Here is a 22,095-nt window from a genome sequence, read left to right on the forward strand (position 1 = left end):
CCGGTGGGCCCTGGACGCCGGAACGACACCGTGGATGGGACAGCATGGCGCAAGAGACAGGCCCCGCATTGGGCATGTCCGTCGGGGCGACCACCCTGGCGGCGGTGACCGCCGATCGGGCCGTGACCCGCCGGCCGGTGCTGACCCTGTTCCGGGATCGTCCGTCCCAGATCGGTATGCCATCGGAGAACTCCGCCGTGAGCGGCAGCCTGCATGACCGCGGCCTGGTGGTAACCGATTTCGTCGACCGAGTCGGCGGTGGCGGACCGGTGGTGGCCAGCGACGGCTCGACGCACCGTGCCGAGCAGCTGCTCGCCGATGGACTGCACGCACTCGCCTACGCGGTGACCGAGGGCCAGCCGATACCGCCCGCCGTAGCGGTGACCCACCCCGCCCACTGGTCGCGGGATGCGGTCGCCGCATTGCGCACCGCGCTGGGGCGAGTGGCCGAATGGGCGCAGCACCCGGTAACGCTGATCCCCGATACCACTGCGGTTCTGGCTGCGCTGCAAGCCAATCCGGGCCTTCCGGACCAGGGCGTCATCGCGGTGTGCGATTTCGGCGGCAGTGGCACCAACGTCACCCTCGTCGATGCCGGCCGCGAATTCGCGCCGCTGGGCGCCACCCGTCGAATCACCACGTTCGCCGGGGACGTCATCGATCAGGCGCTACTCGATCATGTAGTGGCCGATCTCGGCGGCAACGGCGAGGATTCCCCCACAGTGGGATCGCTGAACCGGCTGCGCAACCAGTGCCGTGACGCCAAAGAACAATTGTCGGCGGAGACGGTGGCCGAACTCGCCGGATTCCACGGCGGGGCGTGGCTGACCCGGGTGGAACTCGACGAAGCGCTGCGTCAGCCTCTCGACGGCTTTTTCACGGTTCTAGAGCAGATCCTGGCCGACAACGATGTCCGGCCCGACGGGCTGTCTGCGATCGTCTCGGTCGGCGGCGGGGCGAACATGCCGACCGTGACGACCGGGCTGTCGCAACGCTTCGGTGTCGCCGTCGTCAGCTCCCCGCGGCCGCAGTTGACCGCGGCGATCGGCGCGGCCCTCAGCGTCGCCGGCAGTGCGGTTGCCGTTCCGAAGCAGGCGCCTCCGCCGAGCGAGTCGCCGCAATTCCCCGTGCCGGAACCGCCGCCGGAATTCAGTCCGCCGCAGACCGGCAACGGTGGAACCGAGCCCGCACCCCAACCTCTGGTCACCCCACCCGATCCGGTCATCGCCCCGCCGGCCAAAGCGGTGGTGCCCGAACGGGAACCGCTCGGCGGGGGCGGTGTGCCCTGGTATCGGCGACCGATCCCGGTGGTCATCCTCGCCGCAGTGGTCGCGACCTTGTTGGGCACCGTGGCGGTGCTGGTGTTACGCAACGCCGCCGAACCCGCACCAGACTCCACCGTGCCACCGGTACCGGTGACCAGCACACCGTCCCCGACCTACGAGCCGCCGCCGGCGTTCGCGCCCAGCCCCGAGCCGGTCTTGCCGATGCTGCCCGACGAGTCGGTCGTCCCAGAGTTCCCCGAGGGGCCGGAGAACCCGGAGATTCCCGAGCACCCGGCCCCCGAGCCCACCGAACCGACCGGGGGACCGGGCAGCCCGTAGCGCGGGCATCGCCCAGTCGTGGCACACTGCCGAGATGAGCGCGCGGCGTGCGATCAGGCGGATTCCGGTCGGTGTTGCGGTAACCCTGATGGGCATCGGTGTGATCGGTTTCGTGGTCGCACTCATCCTCAATGTCTTTGTGCTGGACCGCTATGCCGCCTACGGCGAAGTGCCGATTCCGGGCAGTGGCACGGTGCACCTGCCCGTGGGCGAGGTGACGGTGAGCCTGCACACCCGAGTCATCTCCAGCCCTACCGGCGGCGGTCTGCCGGTACCGCCGATAAGCCTGGGCGTGACATCGCCGGACGGGGCGCCCGATCCGGAGTTCGAGGAGAGCATCGGGCCGACCACCACGGTCAACAACGATTCGCGACGCCGGCTGTGGCGGATGCAGGTGGCGGTCGCCGGCGACTACCAGATCACTACTGACGGGCAGGTCGGTGCCTACATCGCTCCGCGGTTGGCGTTCGGTGAGCACGCCGGTCGGTGGTCGCTGGTCTGGATCTTCGCCGGCATCTTCGGTCTCGGTCTGTTGGACCTGATCGCAGCGCGGTGGTTTGCGGTCCGCGGTCGCCCGCGGTCGGTGCGGTCGGACGGTGCCGCGACGGAATCCGCCGCGGAAACCGTCATGGAATCTGTGGCCGGCCGATACGTCCCCGACGATGAAGGCATCCGTATCGAGCAGCTCAAAACGATAACGGCCCTCCGCGATTCCGGTGCGTTGACCGAGGCGGAGTTCGCCGAAGAGAAGCGGCGAATCCTGCGCGGGCACTGAACCGTCAGTGGCTACGTCGGATGGGCCGCTTCCTCAACGCCGCTCGTTCCTCGCGGCGCATCGTCAGTGGCTACGTCGGATGGGCCGCTTCCTCAACGCCGCTCGTTCCTCGCGGCGCATCGTCAGTGGCCGCGAGCCACCCACTCGTCGTAGTTGACCAGCTCGTCGCCGATACGGGTGCTGTCGCCGTGCCCGGTGTAGACGACGGTGTCGGCCGGCAGCGCGCCGAGGCGCCCGGAGATGGACGCCAGGATGGTCGGGAAATCCGAGAACGAGCGACCGGTCGCGCCGGGACCGCCGTGGAACAAGGTGTCGCCGCTGAACACCGCGCCCAGATCCGGCGCATACCAGCACACCGATCCCGGCGAGTGGCCCGGAGTGTGCAGGGCGTGCAGTTCGATACCGCCGGCGGTCAGCCGCTGATCATCGTCGATGGCACGAAATTCGTTGTCCGGGTGCGTCATCTGCCACAGCATCGCATCGGCCGGGTGCAGCAGAACCGGGGCGTCGAAAGTCTGGCCCAGCTCCGGCGCGACGGTGATGTGGTCGTTGTGGCCGTGCGTGCACACCACCGCGACCACTTTGCGTCCGCCGACCGCCTCGACGATCGGCGCCGCGGTATGCGCGGCGTCGAAGACGATGACTTCTGAATCGTCACCCACGACCCAGATGTTGTTGTCGACTTCCCAACTGCCACCGTCGAGTTCGAAGGTGCCATGCGTGACGACCCGCTGGATCGGGCTGTTCGCGCTCACAGCACCACGACCGAACGCAGCACCTCGCCGCCGTGCATCCGGTGGAAGGCCTGCTCGATGTCGTCCAGTCCGATGCGTTCGGAGACGAACTTCTCCAGTGGCAACCGGCCCTGCAGGTACAGGCTGATCAGGGTGGGGAAGTCACGTTCGGGCAGGCAGTCGCCGTACCACGAAGACTTCAGTGACCCGCCGCGGGAGAAGAAGTCCACCAGCGGCATCTCCAGTTGCATATCGGGGGTCGGAACACCCACCAGCACAACGGTTCCGGCCAGGTCGCGGGCGTAGAACGCCTGCTTCCAGGTCTCCGGGCGCCCCACCGCGTCGATCACGACGTCGGCGCCGAACCCGTCGGTGAGCTCCTGGATGGTCTCGACCGGGTCCTGAGTGCGAGCGTTGACGGTGTCGGTCGCGCCGAAGTCGCGGGCCCAGGCCAGCTTGGTGTCGTCGGTGTCGACGGCGATGATGCGCCGGGCTCCCACCAGGGCGGCACCGGCGATCGCGGCGTCACCCACGCCGCCGCAACCGATCACCGCGACGGTGTCGTCGCGAGTCACGCCGCCGGTGTTGATCGCCGCACCCAGACCGGCCATCACCCCGCAGCCCAGCAAACCGGCCACCGCCGGGTCGGCGGACGGATCGACCTTGGTGCACTGGCCCTCGTGGACCAGGGTCTTGTCGGCGAACGCCCCGATGCCCAGGGCGGGGGAGAGTTCGGTGCCGTCGGTCAGCGTCATCGGCACCGAGGCGTTGAAGGTGTCGAAGCACAGGTGCGGCCGGCCACGCTTGCAGGCCCGGCACTGGCCGCAGACCGCGCGCCAGTTCAGGACCACGAAGTCACCGGGGGCCACCGCGGTCACCGCCGATCCCACCGACTCGACGGTGCCGGAGGCCTCGTGGCCCAGCAGGAACGGGTAGTTGTCGTTGATGCCGCCGTCCCGGTAGGTCAGGTCGGTGTGGCACACCCCGCATGCGGTGATGGCCACGACCACGTCGTTGGGCCCGGGGTCGGGGATGACGATGTCGGTCACCTCGACCGGCTTGCCCTTCTCACGGGAGATCACGCCACGCACTGTCTGACTCATGCGGCCAACCTTATGTTGCCGGTGTGGCGCGCGTTACCGGCACCTCGGCTTGTGCGGTGACCGCGCGGGTGGGCGTGTCGGCGCGCAGGAAACTTCCGGTGCGTTGCGCACCCAACACCTCGGTCGGCTGTCCGTCGAGGACCACCGGGCGACCCGAGATAAAGACCGCGGTGACGGCGTCGTCGTTGCGGTTGACCATCCGTGACATGCCGCCGTACGCGGCGAAGGTGTCTTCGCTGTAGGCGTCCAGGGTGTCGTCGAGGTGATCGGGGTCGATGACCGCGATGTCGGCGCGGTCGCCGACCCGCAGGTGGCCGGCATCGATCCGGTACCAGTCGGCCAGTTCGCCGGTGAGCCGGTGCACCGCCTGCTCGACCGACAGGAACGGCTTGCCGGCCTGCTCGGCGTCGAGGACGTGGCGCAGCAGACGCAGGCCCATGTTGTAGAACGCCATGTTGCGCAGGTGTGCGCCGGCGTCCGAGAAACCCATCTGAATGCCGGGCTCCTGCGCGAGTGTCTTGAGTACCTCGGGCCGGTCGTTGGAGATCGTGGTGTGCCAGCGCAGCGCGGTCCCGTGCTCCAGGACCAGGTCGAGGAACGCGTCGACGGGATGCACGCCGCCGCGTTCGACCCCGACCTGCCCGAAGGACTTTCCGATGATCGAGGTGTCCGGGCATTCGGTGATCTCGGCGTCGAAGAAGTCGCGGTGCCACACCCGCGGGCCGTACTTGTTGGCGTAGTCCTTGCGGAAACGGCGCCGGTAGGCCTCGTCGCGCATCAACTCGTCACGTTCGACGGACTCGCGCAGGTGCAGCGCCTCGGCCCCGGACCCGAACTCTTCGAAGATCACCAGATCGATACCGTCGGCGTAGACGTCGAACGGCACCGGCAGGTGCTGCCAACGGAAATCGGCGCCCAGCTTGGTCAGCATCCGCGACGCCTTGACCATCGTCGGAATCGCCCACCGGTTGCTCTTGACGTCGGCGGCGGCCAGCAGGCTGGTCTTGAGCGGCCGGCGGAAGATCCCCAGGGCCTGGGCCAGCTGGGACACCACGTCCAGTGGGTTCTTGATATCGGGGCCGGCCTGCAGGATTCGTCCGGTGCGCCGCAGCTTCGCCTTGAGGCGGCGGAGCTCTTTCGGCTTGGCATAGGTCGAGGGCAGTGTTCGTGAGCGGCAGATCTCGCCGTCCATCTTGTCGAAAAGCAGTTGCTGGGAGGACATTCCGACAAATCCGGCTTGCAAAGCCTCATCCAGCATCTGCTCCATCCGAGCCTGCTCGGCGGCGGTGGGCCGAACGTTCGAACGGGTGGCGCGGTCGAGGCCCATGGTTGCGGCGCGCATGTCCGAATGGCCGATGAACGCCGTCACGTTCGGGCCGAGCGGCCGACTCTCCAGTGCGGCGATGTAGTCCTCGCAACTCGCCCAGGTCTTGTGGGCATCGATGGTCTCCACCACGTACTTGCGGGGGATGGCCTCCACGCGGCCGAAGATGTCACCGGCATCCGGCCCGTCGACGTGGATGGTCGACAGCGAACACGAGCCGACGAGCACCGTGGTCACCCCGTGGCGTACCGATTCCGACAGCGACGGGGCGGCCAGGACTTCGACGTCGTAGTGGGTGTGGATGTCGAGCAGACCGGGCATCACCCATTTCCCCGCTGCATCGATGATGTTTGCGCAGCCGGTCTCATCGAGCGGTTCGGCCGAGATCGCCGCGACGTGGCCGTCGCGGATACCGATGTTGCGGATCGCCGACGGCGCACCGGTGCCGTCGAACCACCGGCCGCCACGAATCACGGTGTCAAAACTCACGGGTATTCCCTTCCGCCGGATGTCGTTCCCAGCATGGCCCGCGACGCAGCGGAAGTCTTGACATCTGCGGACAATTCTTTGATATTTGCGGACATGTCGGTGGTGCGCGGCACCGCGCTGTCCGGATACGCGGAGCTGGTTGCCGAACTCGGCGGTGATCCCGCCGCGTTGCTGCAGGCCGCCGGGGTCCCCGGCGGGGCGGTCGGAGTGCATGAGGTCTTCGTGCCGTACCGGGCGGTGATCCTGGCCGTGGAGACTGCCGCGAGCGCCGTCGACTGCCCGGACTTCGGGCGGCGGTTGGCGCTGCGCCAGGACATCGGGAACTTCGGGCCGCTGGGCGTGGCGGCACGTACCGCGGCCACCGTCGGCGGCGGGTTCTCGATCGTGGAGCGATTCCTGTCCGCCTACAGTCCGGCGATCTCGGCACGGATCCTGGCCGGTGCCGAGCCCAACGAATCGTTCTATGCCTTCGAAGTGCTCATCGATCGGTCCCCACCGCACCCACAGACCACCGAGCTGTCGCTGGGCGTATCGCTGGGCATCATGCGGATGATGTTCGACGCCCCGTACGCGCCGCTGTCGGTGCATCTTCCGCACCAGCCGCTGACCCCGCTGCGCGACTACCTGGCCTACTTCGGCTGCCGGCCCTACTTCGCCCAGCCGGTCGCCGGATTCACCTTCCGCACCGCGGATCTGGACCGGCCGCTGCACCGGGACGACCAGGCGCATCAGGCCGTGGTCGGCTATCTGCGCGCTATCACCGCAGAGTCGGCGGGTGTTGCGGCGTCGGTGCGCGCCATCGCCCGTCAGTTGTTGCCGACCGGAACGGTCAGCCTGGAACTGATCGCCGGTGAACTGGGTTTGCATCCCAAGGCGCTGCACCGGCGGCTGGCGGCCGAGCAGACCACGTTCGCCACGCTCGTCGACGGGGTGCGCCGCGATGCCGCCCACCGCTATCTGCGTGACACCGACATCAGCCTGGCGCATCTGGCCTGCGAACTCGGCTACGCCGAGCAGAGTGTGCTCAGCCGGTCCTGTCAGCGGTGGTTCGGTTGCAGCGCGAGCAGTCATCGCAAGGCGGCCCGGATGGCCGAGCCGGGCGAGACGACGTCGGGGCCGCATTAGCCCGGCGGGCTAGGCTGGCCGCCGATGGCTGTCCTGGATGTTGTCGACGACTGGCCGGTCGATCATGTGGCCGCCGCGGTCGTCGGCCCGCACGGGGTGCTGGCCACCCACGGTGACATCGCCCGACCGTTCCGCCTGGCCTCGGTCACCAAACCGTTGGTGGCGCGGGCCGTGCACGTCGCGGTGGAGGAGGGGGCCGTCGAATTGGACACCCCGGCCGGGCCGCCGGGGGCCACCGTGCGGCATCTGCTGGCGCACGCGTCCGGGTTCGCGGCGGGCTCCGACCGGATTCAGGCGCCGCCCGGCACCCGCCGGGTGTACTCCAATCACGGCTTCGAGGTGCTCGCCCGGAGTCTCGAACAGGAATCCGGGATCGAGTTCGGCGACTATCTGGCTCAGGCGGTGTTCGAGCCGCTGGGAATGTCGGCCAGCCGACTGGACGGGGGCGCCGCGGGCGCCGGTTTCGGGGCCACCTCGACGGTGGCGGATCTGGCGGCATTCGCCGGTGACCTGCTGATACCGGTCACGGTGTCGCCGCAACTGCATGCCGAAGCGATCAGTGTGCAGTTTCCCGGGCTGGATGGGGTGTTGCCCGGTTACGGGCCGCAGCGCCCCAATGACTGGGGTCTGGGCTTCGAGATCCGAGACGGCAAGAGTCCCCACTGGACGGGTGCGACGAACTCACCGCGGACCTTTGGCCATTTCGGCCAGTCGGGCACGTTGATCTGGGTTGATCCGGTGATCGAACGGGCCCTGGTGGTGCTGACCGATCGTGATTTCGGGGACTGGGCGAAGACGTGCTGGCCGGTGTTGGCCGATGCCGTGGTGGCCGCGACCGGCTGGGACTAGCCAACAGGCGTCACACAAGGCACAATAGACACATACAACACTAAATACTCAGCAGTATCACTGCTCTGCAGGAATCCACCAGGTCGTTGGGGAAGACGTCCCTCGTGGAGCCGAAGGAGCAACTGATGCGCGCGACGAATCAATTCGCCGACGTGACCAGCGGCGTGGTGTACATCCACGCCTCGCCCGCGGCGGTATGCCCGCATGTCGAGTGGGCACTGACCTCGACCCTGGGCGCCCGCAACGGCCAGGCGAAACTCAACTGGACGCCGCAACCGGCGATGCCGGGACAATTGCGTGCGGTCGTCAACTGGGTGGGCCCGGTCGGCACCGGTGCCCGGCTGGCCAGCGCGCTGCGCTCCTGGTCGGTGCTGCGCTTCGAGATCACCGAGGACCCCAGCACCGGAGTGGACGGCCAGCGGTTCAGCCACACCCCGCAGCTCGGGTTGTGGAGCGGAACGATGAGCGCCAACGGCGATGTGATGGTCGGGGAGAACCGGCTGCGCAGCTTGATGGCCGCCGGCGCCGACGCGCTGGCCGCCGAGTTGGAGACCGTGCTGGGTGCCGCGTGGGACGAGGCGCTGGAGCCTTACCGCGACGGCGGGGAGGGCGCGGAGGTGTCCTGGCTCAGCCGCGGCGTGGGCTGATTTCCCGGCCGCGTTTTTCTCCGCGGTTAGAGGGGCGGGCGCAGGATCTGTAGCGCGCCGGGCACCGCCGACACCGTCACCGGCAGCGGGCGGACATAGTCCCCGTCGGCGTAGGCGTTGATCCCCGGGCACTCCACCCGAATCGACGACGCCCGACGGCTGCTGACCTCGTCGAGCAGCACGTGGGTGCCCTTGAACACCGTCGGGAACAGCCTGATCAGCTTGGCCCGCGAATCCGAATGCACCATGGTGACGTCGAGCAGGCCGTCGGCGTGGTCGGCGTCCGGGCAGATCAGCATCCCCCCGCCGTAGCTGCGGGTGTTGCCGAACGCCGCCAGCGTCAATGCGATCTCCAGCTGCTCATCGTCGTCGAACGTCAGCCGGAACGGCAGGAGTCGGAGCCGCGACATCTCGGCCACCATCGCCACGTTGTAGCGCATCCGGCCGTGCGGCCAGCGCATCCGGTTGACCCGGTCGCTGACCAGTGAATCGAAACCGGCAGCCATCACGGTGCCGAACCAGGACACCGCGCCGTCGTCGCCGGCGATCCGGCCCAGATCGACCGTCTCGATCCGGCCGTCGACGACGACGTCGGCGGCGGCTTCCGGATCTCCTGTGGGCAGACCGTATTCGCGGGCGTGATCGTTGCCGGTGCCGGCCGGGATGATGCCCAGTGGCACGTCGCCGAGCGCCAGCGACTGCAATGCCAGGGAGATGACGCCGTCACCGCCGGCCACCACCACGGCGTCGGTGCCCGCCGCCAGGGCGTCGTCGAGCAGTCTCCGGGCATGGCCGGGATCGGCGCCGACGAGATGCTGGACATCGATGCCGCGCTGCTGGAATCGCGCCAAAGCCCGCTCCGCGGCATGCCGGGCGTTGCCGTGTCCGGCCGCCGGGTTGGTCAGCAGCGCGACCCGGTCGATCACGCGGCGGTTCTGCGGGCGCGGGTTCATGGAATCAGTTTGCCGGGGTTGAGAATGCCGGCCGGATCCAGCGTGGCCTTCACGGCGCGCAACACCTGCACACCCAGTTCGCCGACCTCCCGGCTCATCCAGGGCCGGTGGTCGGCGCCCACGGCGTGGTGATGGGTGATGGTGCCGCCGGCGTTCATGATTGCTTGGCTTGCCGCGGCTTTCGCGGCGCTCCACTGCTCGATGGGGTTGCCGCGCTGGCCTGCGACCACGGTGAAGTACAGCGACGCGCCGGTCGGGTAGACGTGCGAGATGTGGCACAGCACCAGCGCCGGCGTCCCGCTGTCGGCCAGTGCGGTGGTCAACGCCTCGGTGACGGCGGCTTTGAGTGCGGGAACCCGCGACCAGTCGGTGGCGGTCTCCAGCGTCTCGCAGAGCGCCCCGGCGGCCAGCAGTGAATCGCGCAGGTACGGTGCACCGAATCGGCCGTGCTCCCAGGCCCGCGCAGGTTCTTCGCCCAGTGAGGTGCCGCCGTGCGCCTCCAGCACCGCCCGGGTTTCGGCGTGCCGGCTCGCGGTGTGCTCGGCGGTGCCCTCGAACAGGGTGATCGCCAGACAGCCACCGGTGATCTGCTGTTCGCCGATCTGCTCGGTGGTCGCCAGGTTCACACCGGTCTCGGCTTCGTCGGAGAGGCGGATGACGGTGGGCCCGGTGCCGGTCTGGGTGACCGCGCGCAGTGCCGCGGCGCCGGTGGTGAAATCGGGAAACGACCACGCCTCGTAGCGGGTGGTCTCCGGCGTCGGATGCACCCGCACCCGCACCCGGGTGATGACACCGAAGACGCCCTCCGAGCCCAGCAGCAGCTGACGCAGGTCGGGACCGGCGGCCGAGGCCGGGGCGCGGCCCAACTCCAGCACGCCCGCCGGGGTGATCGCCCGCAGGCCGCGGACCATGTCGTCGAATCGGCCGTAGCCCGCCGAGTCCTGGCCCGACGAGCGGGTGGCGGCGAAGCCGCCGAGGGTGGCGAATTGGAAGCTCTGCGGGAAGTGGCCCAGGGAGTACCCGCGTTCGCCGAGTAGCCGTTCCGCCGCGGGGCCGGTCACCCCGGCGCCGAACTCCGCCTCGCCGGACACCTCGTCGAGGCTGTGCAGCGCGTCGAAGCGGCGCAGGTCCAGCGAGATCACCGCGGTGAAAGCGTCGCCGCGGATCGGGTCGAGCCCGCCGACGACGCTGGTTCCGCCGCCGAACGGCACCACCGCGATGCGGTGGTTGCCGCAGTACTCCAGGATTGCCGCGATGTCGAGGTCGAAGCCCGGAAGCAGTACTGCATCGGGTGCATCTTGGATGTCGGAACCGTTACGCCGCAACAGGTCCGGTGTTGACTTACCCCCGGCGTGCAGCAGTCGATCGAGGTGGCCGGTTCGGCAGTGCTCCGCCCCGACGATGGCCTCCAGTGCCTGCCGGTGTTCGTCGGTCAGCGCCGACGGGCGCAGCCGTACCTGACTCGGGTCCGGCTCTGTGGCGCTCGAGCCGTCCACTCCGAGCGCCGCCTTCAGCAGTTGTCGGATGCCGTCGGAGAGCGGTTTGGCCGCGGCCGGATCGCCCCAGGCGTTCCACTTCATCGGAGGGGTCAGGGCGTCCTGGGCATCGGCCGGCGTCATGCGTTACAGTATTACAGATGCTGTCAACTAGTAATGACGAGCAGGTGGAGGTCGGGGAACGGATCCTCGAGGCCGCCGCCAGCTGTCTGCTCGCGCTGGGCGTTGAACGGGTGACGCTGGCGGCCATCGCGCGCCGTGCCGGGGTCAGTCGCCCCACGGTCTACCGGCGCTGGCCGGACAGTCGATCGGTGATCGCCGCACTGCTGACGGCACGCATCACCGCCGCCTGGTCCGAGGTGGCGCAACCCGGTTCCGGGCGCGCGGCGCTGGTGACGCGGATCGTCGCGGTGGCCGCCCGACTGCGCCACGACGACGTGGTGATGCAGGTGCTGCATCATGCCCCCGAGTTGGCGATGGTCTATATCGCCGAGCGGATGGGCGCCAGCCAACGGCGGTTGATCGACCTGGTCGCCGGCGAACTCCGCAACGCGCAGGACGGTGGCGAGGTCCGGGCCGGCGATCCCCGCCGGCTCGCGGCGATGTGTCTGCTGATCACCCAATCGGCCATTCAGTCGGCGCAGGTGGTCGCGCCGATCCTGGATGAGGACGCCCTCTCGGTTGAACTGGCCTACACCCTGAACAGGTACCTGTCGTGATCCCGGACTTCGCCGCGCTCAACGCCGCCCGCCGTACCGCCGAACTGACCGCGCTGGCCGACGGGGGGACCGTCGACGTCGTCGTGATCGGGGCGGGCATCACCGGCACCGGGATCGCACTGGACGCGGCCACCCGCGGCCTGCGGGTGGTGTGCGTGGACAAACACGACCTGGCATTCGGGACCAGCCGGTGGAGCTCCAAACTGGTGCACGGCGGGCTGCGGTATCTGGCGACCGGCAACGTCGGTATCGCGCGACGCAGTGCCATCGAACGCGGAATCCTGATGAGCCGCAACGCTCCTCACCTGGTGCGGGCCATGCCGCAACTGGTTCCGCTGCTGGCCTCGATGCGCACCCGCGACCGTGCCCTGGTGCGGGCGGGATTCCTGGCCGGCGACGGGCTGCGCCGGCTGGCCGGAACCTCGCCGGAGGTGTTGCCGCGGTCGCGCCGGATCTCGGCCGAGCGGGCCGCGCAACTGGCGCCGACGGTGCGCCGGGACGGCCTCGACGGGGGCCTGCTGGCCTATGACGGACAGTTGATCGACGACGCGAGACTGGTCACGGCGGTGGCCCGCACGGCGGCGCAGCACGGTGCGACGGTCCTGACCTATGTCGCCGCGTCGCAGGCCACCGGGGACGGGGTGCGGTTGACCGACCGGTTCTCCGGCGCATCGTTCGACGTCGCGGCCCGAACGGTGATCAACGCGACCGGGGTGTGGGCCGCCGACATCGACCCGGGGCTGCGGCTTCGGCCGAGCCGCGGGACCCACCTGGTGTTCGACGCGGCGGCTTTCGGCAATCCGACTGCGGCCCTGACGGTTCCGATCCCCGGCGAACTGAACAGATTCGTCTTCGCGATGCCCGAACAATTGGGCCGTGTCTACCTGGGGCTGACCGACGAAGAAGCACCCGGACCGATTCCCGACGTCCCGCGGCCCACCGATGCGGAGATCTCGTTCCTGCTCGACACCGTCAACACCGCACTCGACACCGCCCTGTGGATGACGGATGTCCGCGGCGCCTATGCCGGGCTGCGGCCGCTGATCGATACCGGGGAGGGGCGCACCGCGGATGTCTCACGCAACCACGCCGTCGTCGAATCGGGGTCGGGAGTGTTCAGCGTGATCGGCGGCAAACTGACCGAATACCGGCACATGGCCGAAGACGTGCTGGATCGCGCGGTGCGGGCGCGGGGCCTGGCGGCGTCGTCCTGCCGCACCCGCGATCTGCCGCTGATCGGGGCCCCCGGCAATCCCGGCGCGCAGGGCCCGGCGGCAGAACTGCCGGCATCGCTGGTTGCGCGCTACGGCGCCGAGGCGGCCAACGTGCTGGCCGCCGGCACCTGCCGCCGTCCGGGAGACCCGGTGGCCGACGGAATCGATGTTCTCCGAGCCGAATTCGAGTACGCGGTCAGCCACGAAGGCGCGCTGACCGTGGCCGACATCGTGGATCGTCGCACCCGGATAGGCCTGGTGGACTCCGATCGCGATCGGGTGCTCGCGGTAGCGCGGGAGTTCGCCCCCATGCCGGATCAACCGGCGGGGGACTGACGAAGAATCAGATCCCTCACCGCGGAGCTGGTATGCGGCTGCCACAGCCCCTGCAGCGGTACCAGCAGGGGCTCATCGAGATCGATGATCGTCACGGCGCCGCCGACCGTCGGGCCGGCCGCCGCGGTGACGAACGCGGCGGCGTTCTCGGTCAGCGCCGCCACCTCCGGCGGGCAGCCCTGCACCCGGCTGACCCGGTATTGGGGTTCGAACCCGGCGCGGCGGCAGGCGTTGATCAGGAAGTCGCTGTAGTAGGAGGCGCCCGGCGGCGCCCACAGCGCGATCGGTTCGTCGGCGAGTTCGGCGATGCCGATCCGGCCGCGGGTGGCCAGCCGGTGATCGGTACGTACGGCGACCCGCAGCGTGTCGTAGCGGATCACCGCACCGGCGAGTTGCTCCTGGGGCACCACCGCCCGGCGCAGGCCCAGTTGCACGTCGCCGTCGCGCACACCGGCGGTGAGCCGGTCGGGAAACAGTTGCATGACCGTGAACGACGTGTCGGGTGCCGCGGCGATCGCAGGTGCGATCAGCGAGTACGCCTCGTGGGTACTGATCGCGGGGGAGTGGCCGATCACGAATTCGGCCGGTTGCGCGCCGGCGGCGGCGCGGGTGTGTCGGGTGAGGGTCCGGGCCGCCGCCAGCAGTACGCGACCCTCGTCCAGTAGAACCTGGCCGGCCGCCGTCACCGTGATCCGGCGGCCGGAGCGCGTCAGCAGCGGTACGCCGATCTCCTTCTCCAACTGCTGTACCGAATGCGACAGCGCCTGCTGCGACAGGTGCAGGTGCTGGGCCGCACTGGTGAATCCCGCGGACTCGGCGACGGCGATGAAGTGGGTCAGGCGACGCAGATCGGGGACCGGGGACATCGACCCATGCTATCCACAAATGATGGTTGTTGAACATCCGTAATTATCTGTTTCTTATTTGTGGAATGGCCGGTTAGTTTCATGGTCTGCGACGACGAGGGGGATATCCATGAGTGATCTGGTGGGGAAGTCTGCGGTGGTGGCCGCCGGGGCGAAGAACCTGGGCGGGTTGATCAGCGTCACGTTGGCTTCGAGGGGTGTCAACGTGGCCGTGCACTACAACAGCGACGGTTCGGAATCCGACGCGGACGCCACCGTCGCGGCGGTACGGGCCACCGGTGCCAAGGCGATCAAGGTGCAGGGCGACCTCAGCGCTCCGGCCAATGTCACCGCGTTGTTCGACGCGGCGGTCGACGCGTTCGGCGGGGTGGATTTCGCGATCAACACCGTCGGCAAGGTGCTGCGAAAGCCGATACTGGAAACCACTGAAGCCGAATATAATTCGATGTTCGACGTCAACGCCAAGGCCGCCTACTTCTTTCTGCAGCAGGCCGGCAGGCGACTCAACGACAACGGCGCGGTGGTGACGATCGTGACCGCGCTGCTCGGCGCGTTCACCGACGGCTACTCCACCTATGCGGGGTCCAAGAGTCCGGTGGAGCACTTCACCCGGGCGGCGGCCAAGGAGTTCGGAACCCGGGGGATCAGCGTCAACAGCGTCGCCCCCGGTCCGATGGACACCCCGTTCTTCTACCCGCAGGAGACCCCCGAGCGAGTCGAGTTCCACAAGTCGCAGGGCATGGGCAACCGGTTGACCCGGATCGAGGACATCGCGCCGCTGGTGCTGTTCCTACTCGACGGCGGGCACTGGGTCACCGGGCAGACGATCTTCGCCAACGGCGGGTACACCACGCGCTGAATCGGCCGGCGAGCGTGCGCGGTTGTACGCGGATCACGGCGTGTCGGTGTACAGACACGCTCGCTCGCGAGATGAGGGATGAGGGATGAGGGATGAGGGATGAGGGATGAGGGATGAGGGATGAGGGATGAGGGATGAGGGATGAGGGGGGCGCCCCTACAGCGGGATGTTCTTGTGCCGGCCGCGGCGGGCGGGTGCCTCGGCCAGGGCCTGGGTGATCTTGCTGCGGGTGTGTGACGGGTCGATCTTCTCGTCGACGACGCCGATGTCGATGGCGCTGTCCACCCCGCCCGCGATCCGCTCGTGCTCGAGCGCCAGCTCCTCGTGCAGGGCGTCACGCTCGTGGTCGGCGGCGGCGGCCAGCTTCTTCTTGTGCAGGATGCCGACCGCGGCCTTGGCGCCCATCACCGCGACCTCGGCGTCCGGCCAGGCGAACACCTTGGTGGCACCCAACGACCGGGAGTTCATCGCGATGTAGGCCCCGCCGTAGGTCTTACGGGTGACCAGCGTGACCCGCGGGACGGTGGCCTCACCGAACGCGTGCAGCAGCTTCGCGCCGCGGCGCACCACGCCGCCCCACTCCTGGCCGACCCCGGGCAGGTAACCCGGCACGTCCACGATCACGATCAGCGGGATGCCGAACGCGTCGCACAGCCGCACGAATCGGGCCGACTTCTCGGCGCTCTCGGAGTTCAGGCAGCCACCGAGCCGCAGCGGGTTGTTGGCCAGCACCCCGACGGTGCGCCCGGCCAGCCGACCCAGCCCGACCACCATCGACGGAGCCCACTTCCCCTGGAACTCGTCGAACGGTGCGTCGTCGTCGAGCAGTGCGGTCACCAGCGGATGCACATCGTAGGCGCGGCGCGCCGATTCGGGCAGCAGTGCGTGCAGGTCGCTGTCGTGCGCTTCGGCCTTGCTGCGGTCGAAATGCCCCTGCTGGCAGAACAACCCGACCAGGCGGCGGCCCCGCTCGTAGGCGTCGAGTTCGTCGTCGGCGACGATGTGGCACACACCGGACTTCTTGTGGTGGGTGTCGGGCCCGCCGAGGGCGGCCATGTCGACGTCCTCGCCGGTGACGCTGCGCACCACGTCGGGACCGGTGACGAACACCCGGCCCTCGGGCGCCATCACGATCACGTCGGTCAGCGCCGGGCCGTAGGCGGCGCCGCCGGCGGCGAATCCGACCACCACCGAGATCTGCGGGATGTAGCCGGATGCCCGGATCATCGCTTCGAAGACCAGCCCCACCGCGTGCAGGGCGCGCACACCCTCGGCGAGTCGAGCGCCGCCGGAGTGCCACAGGCCCACGATCGGGCTCTGCTCGGCGATCGCGGTGTCGTAGGCGTCGACGATGTGGTTACAGCCGTCGATGCCCATCGCACCGCCCATCACGGTGCCGTCGGTGCAGAACGCGATGGTGCGCACGCCGTTGACGGTGCCGCTCGCCGCCAGCACCCCGGAGCGGTCACGCTCGTGCAGCAACTCCACGGTGCCGTCGTCGAAGAACGTCGACAGTCGCAGCAGGGGATCGCGCGGATCTAGCGATTCGCCCACCGTTTCGGGAGCCATAGTCGTCATCGCGCCTCTCCTTGGTCGATTGCTCGCGGGTCTCGTGCCGGGTCCGTTGATGGTCTTCAGTACCGACCGAAGGCCAGCGCGACGTTGTGTCCGCCGAATCCGAACGAGTTGTTGATCGCGTATTCGTAGTTGCCCGGTCGTGGCTCTCCGGCCACCACGTCCAGGTCGATCTCGGGGTCGAGATTGGTCAGGTTGCGGGTCGCGGGGATGACCTGGTCGCGCAGGGCCAGCACGGTCAGGATGGATTCCACCGCGCCGACCGCGCCGACCGAGTGACCGAGTGCCGCCTTGGGGGCGTACACCGCGGCGTTGCCGCCGTGCGCTCCCAGTGCGTTGTTGATGGCGTGGCCCTCGGCGACGTCACCGACCGAGGTGCCGGTGGCGTGCGCGTTGACGTGGGTGATGTCGGCGGGGGTCAGCCCGGCCACCTGGATCGCCCGCGTCATGGCCCGGCCCGCACTCTGGCCGTCGGGGTCCGGCGCCACGATGTGGTAGCCGTCGGAGGTGATCGAGGCACCCATCAGGCGGGCGAAGATCTCGGCTCCGCGCGCCTTGGCGTGCTCCTCGGTCTCGATCACCAGCACCGCACCGCCTTCGCCGAACACGAACCCGTTGCGGTCGCGGTCGAACGGTCGGCAGGCGCCCTCCGGGTCGTCGTTGGAGTTGGACAACACGATGCGCATCTGGGCGAACCCGGCGATGGGCACCGCTTCGATCCGGGTCTCCACGCCACCGCAGATCGCCACGTCGGCCTCACCGAGCACGATCTGTTGCCAGGCGTGGGCGATGGCCTCGGATCCCGACGCGCAGGCCGAGATCGGGGTGATCACCCCGGCCTTGGCCTTGCGGTCCAGCCCGATGGCCGCCGCCGCCCCGTTGGGCATGTACTTCTGCACGACCAGCGGCGAGACGGCTCGCAGGCCTCGTTCCCGCATGCCGTCGTAGGCCCAGACCAGCTCCTCGGAGGACCCCATCCCGGTGCCGACCGCCACCATCAGGCGCGTCGTGTCGACCTCGGGCGAACCGGCGTGCGCCCACGCACGCCGACCCAGAACCGTGGACATCTTCTGCAGATAGGACAGGCGTCGCAGTTCTTGCCGGGTCAGCCCCTCGTCGAAGGCTTCCGGGGGTTCGACGAGGTGCCCACCGATCCGTACCGGGAGGTCGTATTCCTCGACGAACGAGTCGGTGAGCGTACGAATCCCGCTCTGGCCGTCGAGCAGACCTTTCCAGGTGCTCTCTGCGTCGCCGGCCAGAGCGGTCGTCATGGCAAAACCGGTGACGACGACGTTGGGAAAACCGTTGCCTGTAGCCAGTGTTGACATGGGTCGTGCGAACTCCTTTTTCGTGTCGGAGCGTCAGTACCGCCCGAAGGCGAGCGCGACGTTGTGCCCACCGAAGCCGAACGAGTTGTTGATTGCGTACTTGTAGTCGCCGTAACGGGGCTCGCCCGCCACCACGTCCAGATCGATCTCGGGGTCCGGCGTCTCGTAGTTCAGCGTCGGCGGGATGACCCCGTCACGCAACGAGAGCACCGTCAGCACCGACTCCAACGCACCGACCGCTCCGATGGAGTGGCCCAGCGCCGACTTGGGCGCATACACCGCGGCGTGCTGGCAACCGGCTTCCCGGATCGCGTTCGCCTCGGCGGTGTCACCGATCGGGGTGGCGGTGCCGTGCGCGTTGATGTGGTCGACGTCCTTGGCGGACAGGCCCGCCAGCTCCAGCGACCGCTTCATCGCGTAACCGGCGCGCTTACCGTCGGGGCCGGGAGCCACCATGTGGTAGGCGTCGGAGGTGATTCCGGCGCCCATCAGGCGGGCCAGCGGCTTGGCGCCGCGCGCCTTGGCGTGCTCTTCGGTCTCGATGATCATCATCGCGCCGGCCTCGCCGAACACGAATCCGTCGCGGTCCTTGTCGAACGGACGCGAGGCCCTCTCGGGCTCGTCGTTGCGGGTCGACATGGCACGCATCATCGAGAACGTCGCGATCGGCAGGGCCTCGATGCCGCCCTCCACGCCGCCGCAGACGACCATGTCCGCGTCACCCATGACGATCTGGCGCCAGGCGTGGGCGATCGCCTCGGAACCCGACGAGCAGGCCGAGACCGGGGTGATGACTCCGGCGCGCGCGCCGAGCTGCAGTCCGGCGACGGCGGCCGCGCCGTTGGGCATGATCATCTGGACGGCCAGCGGCGAGACCTTGCGGGGCCCGCCCTCGTTCATCAGGTCGTAGGTCTCGACGATCTTCTCGCCGCCGCCCAGACCGGTGCCGATGACGACCGCGAGCCGGTCCTTGTCGACCTCGGGCGAACCGGCGTTCTCCCAGAGTCGGCCACTGATCAGCTTGGACATCCGCTGCACGTACGACATACGCCGGATGTCGAGCCGACCCATGTGGTCGTCGACCGGGTCCTTGAGCTGGCCGCCGATCTTGACCGCCAGGTCCCACTTCTCGGTGAACTCACCCTTGAGGACGTGGATACCGCTTTCGCCGGCCAGCAGGGCTTTCCAGGTGCTGTCGATGTCGGCACCGAGCGATGTCGTGGCCTCAACGGCGGTTACCACCACACTGGGGTAACCGCCGTTGGCCGTCGAAGGCTTAGAGGACACGATTAGCTCTCGGAACCGAACTTCTCGCGCAGTGCGGCGGCAGCCTCGGGGTTCTCGGCCTCGAGCTTCTGGATGTAGCCCACCACGTCACCGACGGTGCGCAGGCCCGCGAGGTCCTCGTCGGGGATCTTCACGCCGTACTTGTCTTCGGTCTGAACGGCGATCTCCACCATCGACAGCGAGTCGATGTCCAGGTCGTCGACGAAGGACTTCTCGACGGTGACCTCGCTGGGCTCGATCCCGGTCACCTCTTCGATGATCTCGGCGAGACCGGCGATGATTTCTTCCTGGCTGGCAGCCACTGTGTTTCCCTTCGGTTGGATCCGCACGGGGTGTGCGGGTGATTACTGCGTTTTGGGTGGTGCAGGTTTGGATGCGGGCGTTAGAACTCGGGGAGCCCGTCCAGATCCGCGGGGGCTTTGACGGCGTGCGTCGGGGTCCCCCGAAGTTCGCGTTTGGCGATGCCCGCCAGGGTGCCGGCGGGCGGGAACTCCACGATCGCCGTTACCTCGCGGGCGCGCAACGTCTCGGTGCACAGATCCCAGCGCACCGGCCGGGTCATCTGCGCGACGAGGTGCTCCATCGCCTGGGCCGCCGACGTCACGGGCTGTCCGTCGCGGTTGGACAGCAGGGTGACGGTGGGCTCGGAGACGCCCGCGGCGACGATCTTGTCCGCGGCGGCGGCGTAGGCCTCCAGCGCGGGCGCCATGTACTGGGTGTGGAACGCCCCGGCGGTGGCCAGCTTGCGGACCCGGGCCTTGGCCGGCGGGTCTTCGGCGAGCTTGTCGAGCGCGGGCAGCGGCCCGGCGGCCACGATCTGGCCGACGGCGTTGCGGTTGGCCGGGGTCAGGTCGAGCTGTTCGAGTCGGGCCAACACCTCGGCTTCGTCTCCGCCGAGCACCGCGGCCATGCCGGTGGGCTCGAGAGCACAGGCCTTCGCCATCTCCCGGCCGCGGATGGCGGCCAGCAGGACGGCGTCGTCGGCGGAGATCACGCCGGCGATCGCGTAGGCGGCGATCTCACCGACGGAGTGGCCGGCGACGGCCACGTCGGCGCCGAGGGCCGATCCGTTGCGTCGCTTGGTCAGCTCGGCGTAGGCCAGCAGAGTCGCCGCCACCACCAAGGGTTGGGTGACCGCGGTGTCGGTGATCTCTTCGGCGGTCGCGGTGGTGCCCAGCGTGATCAGGTCCAGGCCGCTGATCTCCGACCAGGCGGTCAGCTGATCGCGGGCGGCGTCGGAGTCGGCCGACTCCAACCACGGCACCAGCATGCCGGGAGTCTGCGATCCCTGTCCGGGAGCGAGCAACGCAATCACGTCTTTAAGAGAACATTGTGAAGAGCGTTTTGCAGGATGTCCTAGATTATGAACATTGTCTTATGTTTTTGTGGAGACCCTACAAATTAGTCGATTCATGCGATGCATTCGATACCTAACTGCGACAACACGTCGGGGCAAGGCTGCTTCCGGGTGCGCGGTGGATCAGCCGGTCGCGGGTGGTAGCGCGGCGCTGTCGGTGGCATACGTCACGTCTGCGCTGCTGATGGTGGCATGCTGCGCCTGATTGGCCAGCCGCCCCACCGTCGCCGCGACCCGCAGCACATAGGCGTCGCGGGGGACCGCCGGATCGCGTCCGGTGAAGTCGGCGATCCGCTTGAGCCGGTACCGGACCGTGTTGGGATGAACGAACAACTTTCGTGCGCAGGCCTCGATCGCGCCACCGCAGTCCAGATACGCGTCGAGGGTCTCGGTGAGCGTGGGGCCCGCCTCGGCCAGAGGTCGCATCACGTCGGTGTGTAGCGCCGCGATCGCCGAGGCGTCCCCGATCAGGGCCCGCTCCGGCAGCAGTTCGCGGGCCAGCACCGGGCGCGGTGCCCCGGTCCAGCCGACGACGGCGTTCATCCCCGAGATCGCCTCGCTGGCGCTGTGGTAGGCCGCGGTCAGCGTCGGCGCGGTCGGGCCGATCACCACCGGCCCGTCGGAGAACGCGCCGAGCAGGTCGGCGAAGAACTTCTGGGTGGGCAACAGCGGGCCGGACACGATGGCCACCAGCCAGGTGCCGTGGACGTCGGTCAACGCCGCACGGCCGTGACGTTCGGCGACGTCGCGGACATCCTGGCTGGCCTTCTGCCCGGCGAAGGCGTCCGGTCCCGGTGGGGCGGTGCCGACCACGACGGTGGCCGGAGCGGTGGTGTCCCAGTTCAGCGCCGCGGCGCGACTGAGCAGTTCGGGCCCGGTGTCGCCGCGCACCACGGCGTCCACCACGCTGGCCTCCATCCGGGAGTCCCAGGTGCCCCGGGCCTCGGCGGCGTCCGCGTAGGCCGACGCCGCGGTGAAGGCCAGGTCGCGACTGTATTTGAGGATGCCCACCGTCAGCGCGGAGACCTCTTCTTCGGAGCGGGCCAACAACGGCACGACTTCCTCGAAGAACTCCATGGTGACCCGCACCATGTCGACGGTGTGCCGCAGTGCGATGCGCCGCGTCAGGTCCTGGGGCACCAACTCGAAGGCCTGCGCGGTGTGGCTGACGTTGCCGTGCGGGTCGCGCATCCACTCGGCGAAGTTGACCACCGCGGTCTGCACCACCAGTTGGACGCTGGCCCGCTGCGACGCCTCCAATTCGGCGAAGAACGGCAGTCGTTCGCCCATCACCGCGTCGGCCTGGGTGGCGAGCCGGCCCGAATAGTTCTTGAGCCTGCGCAGGATGGTGTCCGGGACCGCGCTGAGCAGGTCCAACGTGGAACGCGGCAGGACCGGACTCCCCGGAGGGGTCGAAGCGGACTTGTCAGGCATCCCTAAAAGCTACGCCTGAAT

20 protein-coding genes are annotated in these 22,095 nt (G+C 68.8%); 8 read left to right on the forward strand and 12 right to left on the reverse strand.

Annotation, left to right across the window (positions count from 1 at the left end):
- Positions 1-44 precede the first annotated feature (44 nt).
- Both RCP38_RS07330 and RCP38_RS07335 read left to right on the forward strand, forming a co-directional pair.
- Positions 45-1,604, forward strand: coding sequence for an Hsp70 family protein (locus tag RCP38_RS07330; RefSeq protein WP_308476451.1), 1,560 nt, complete (start codon positions 45-47; stop codon positions 1,602-1,604).
- Positions 1,605-1,638: 34 nt separating this feature from the next.
- The gene (locus tag RCP38_RS07335; RefSeq protein WP_308476452.1) at positions 1,639-2,379 is read left to right on the forward strand and encodes an SHOCT domain-containing protein; all 741 of its coding nucleotides are present in this window, start codon (positions 1,639-1,641) and stop codon (positions 2,377-2,379) included.
- A gap of 122 nt (positions 2,380-2,501) precedes the next feature.
- On the opposite strand, the gene RCP38_RS07340 is transcribed toward RCP38_RS07335, so the two are convergent.
- From RCP38_RS07340 to RCP38_RS07350, 3 genes are read right to left on the reverse strand one after another with little or no spacing between them, the layout of a single operon-like run.
- Positions 2,502-3,134 (reverse strand): MBL fold metallo-hydrolase, encoded by a 633-nt coding sequence (locus RCP38_RS07340; protein WP_373692460.1) that lies wholly within the window; start codon positions 3,132-3,134, stop codon positions 2,502-2,504.
- Positions 3,131-4,216, reverse strand: a complete 1,086-nt coding sequence (locus RCP38_RS07345) for an S-(hydroxymethyl)mycothiol dehydrogenase (protein WP_308476453.1) — start codon at positions 4,214-4,216, stop codon at positions 3,131-3,133. Before RCP38_RS07345 ends, RCP38_RS07340 begins: the two co-directional genes overlap by 4 nt.
- A 10-nt stretch (positions 4,217-4,226) precedes the next feature.
- Entirely contained in the window at positions 4,227-6,029 is a 1,803-nt protein-coding gene (locus tag RCP38_RS07350) for an N-acyl-D-amino-acid deacylase family protein (RefSeq protein ID WP_308476454.1), read from the reverse strand.
- Positions 6,030-6,122: 93 nt separating this feature from the next.
- On the opposite strand from RCP38_RS07350, the gene RCP38_RS07355 reads away from it, so the two are divergent.
- The 3 genes from RCP38_RS07355 to RCP38_RS07365 all read left to right on the forward strand — a co-directional run bounded on the left by RCP38_RS07355 (position 6,123) and on the right by RCP38_RS07365 (position 8,650).
- Entirely contained in the window at positions 6,123-7,154 is a 1,032-nt protein-coding gene (locus RCP38_RS07355; protein ID WP_308476455.1) for an AraC family transcriptional regulator, read from the forward strand.
- A gap of 24 nt (positions 7,155-7,178) precedes the next feature.
- The gene (locus tag RCP38_RS07360; RefSeq protein ID WP_308476456.1) at positions 7,179-8,003 is read left to right on the forward strand and encodes a serine hydrolase domain-containing protein; all 825 of its coding nucleotides are present in this window, start codon (positions 7,179-7,181) and stop codon (positions 8,001-8,003) included.
- Positions 8,004-8,128: 125 nt separating this feature from the next.
- Positions 8,129-8,650, forward strand: coding sequence for a DUF3145 domain-containing protein (locus RCP38_RS07365; protein ID WP_308476457.1), 522 nt, complete (start codon positions 8,129-8,131; stop codon positions 8,648-8,650).
- Positions 8,651-8,676: 26 nt separating this feature from the next.
- Here RCP38_RS07365 and RCP38_RS07370 read toward each other — a convergent pair whose 3' ends face one another.
- Together RCP38_RS07370 and RCP38_RS07375 are read right to left on the reverse strand one after the other, a co-directional pair.
- Positions 8,677-9,603 (reverse strand): diacylglycerol kinase, encoded by a 927-nt coding sequence (locus RCP38_RS07370; RefSeq protein WP_308476458.1) that lies wholly within the window; start codon positions 9,601-9,603, stop codon positions 8,677-8,679.
- On the reverse strand, positions 9,600-11,183 hold the full coding sequence (locus RCP38_RS07375; protein ID WP_308477109.1) for an FAD-binding oxidoreductase: 1,584 nt from the start codon (positions 11,181-11,183) through the stop codon (positions 9,600-9,602). The genes RCP38_RS07370 and RCP38_RS07375 overlap by 4 nt, the downstream gene beginning before the upstream one ends.
- A 56-nt stretch (positions 11,184-11,239) precedes the next feature.
- Between RCP38_RS07375 and RCP38_RS07380 the strand changes: the two genes are divergently transcribed.
- Complete coding sequence (locus tag RCP38_RS07380; RefSeq protein ID WP_308476459.1) at positions 11,240-11,818, forward strand: TetR/AcrR family transcriptional regulator; 579 nt, start codon at positions 11,240-11,242, stop codon at positions 11,816-11,818.
- Positions 11,815-13,368, forward strand: coding sequence for a glycerol-3-phosphate dehydrogenase/oxidase (locus tag RCP38_RS07385; RefSeq protein WP_308476460.1), 1,554 nt, complete (start codon positions 11,815-11,817; stop codon positions 13,366-13,368). Before RCP38_RS07380 ends, RCP38_RS07385 begins: the two co-directional genes overlap by 4 nt.
- On the opposite strand, the gene RCP38_RS07390 is transcribed toward RCP38_RS07385, so the two are convergent.
- On the reverse strand, positions 13,350-14,234 hold the full coding sequence (locus tag RCP38_RS07390) for a LysR family transcriptional regulator (RefSeq protein WP_308476461.1): 885 nt from the start codon (positions 14,232-14,234) through the stop codon (positions 13,350-13,352). The two genes, RCP38_RS07385 and RCP38_RS07390, sit on opposite strands and share 19 nt — an antisense overlap.
- 109 nt (positions 14,235-14,343) lie before the next feature.
- Between RCP38_RS07390 and RCP38_RS07395 the strand changes: the two genes are divergently transcribed.
- Positions 14,344-15,093: an SDR family oxidoreductase gene (locus RCP38_RS07395; RefSeq protein ID WP_308476462.1), complete on the forward strand. Its 750-nt coding sequence runs from the start codon at positions 14,344-14,346 to the stop codon at positions 15,091-15,093.
- Between the two features lie 156 nt (positions 15,094-15,249).
- Here the strand turns inward: RCP38_RS07395 and RCP38_RS07400 are convergent, their stop codons facing one another.
- From RCP38_RS07400 to RCP38_RS07425, 6 genes are all read right to left on the reverse strand, one after another.
- Entirely contained in the window at positions 15,250-16,671 is a 1,422-nt protein-coding gene (locus RCP38_RS07400; RefSeq protein ID WP_308476463.1) for an acyl-CoA carboxylase subunit beta, read from the reverse strand.
- Positions 16,672-16,727: 56 nt separating this feature from the next.
- Positions 16,728-17,996 carry a 3-oxoacyl-ACP synthase KasB gene (kasB, locus tag RCP38_RS07405; protein WP_308476464.1) on the reverse strand — a complete coding sequence of 423 codons (1,269 nt, stop codon included), beginning with the start codon at positions 17,994-17,996 and terminating at the stop codon, positions 16,728-16,730.
- Positions 17,997-18,029: 33 nt separating this feature from the next.
- Positions 18,030-19,283, reverse strand: coding sequence for a 3-oxoacyl-ACP synthase KasA (gene kasA, locus RCP38_RS07410; protein WP_308476465.1), 1,254 nt, complete (start codon positions 19,281-19,283; stop codon positions 18,030-18,032).
- A 2-nt stretch (positions 19,284-19,285) separates the two neighbouring features.
- A complete protein-coding gene (acpM, locus tag RCP38_RS07415; RefSeq protein ID WP_046287036.1) occupies positions 19,286-19,585 on the reverse strand; it encodes a meromycolate extension acyl carrier protein AcpM in 300 nt (99 codons plus the stop codon).
- An 80-nt stretch (positions 19,586-19,665) separates the two neighbouring features.
- Positions 19,666-20,598: an ACP S-malonyltransferase gene (locus RCP38_RS07420; RefSeq protein ID WP_308476466.1), complete on the reverse strand. Its 933-nt coding sequence runs from the start codon at positions 20,596-20,598 to the stop codon at positions 19,666-19,668.
- 165 nt (positions 20,599-20,763) lie between these two features.
- Positions 20,764-22,074, reverse strand: coding sequence for a PucR family transcriptional regulator (locus RCP38_RS07425; RefSeq protein ID WP_308476467.1), 1,311 nt, complete (start codon positions 22,072-22,074; stop codon positions 20,764-20,766).
- Between the last annotated feature and the right edge of the window lie 21 nt (positions 22,075-22,095).

Origin of the sequence: Mycolicibacter sp. MU0083, from assembly GCF_963378075.1 — a bacterium.
GTDB lineage: Bacteria > Actinomycetota > Actinomycetes > Mycobacteriales > Mycobacteriaceae > Mycobacterium > Mycobacterium kokjensenii.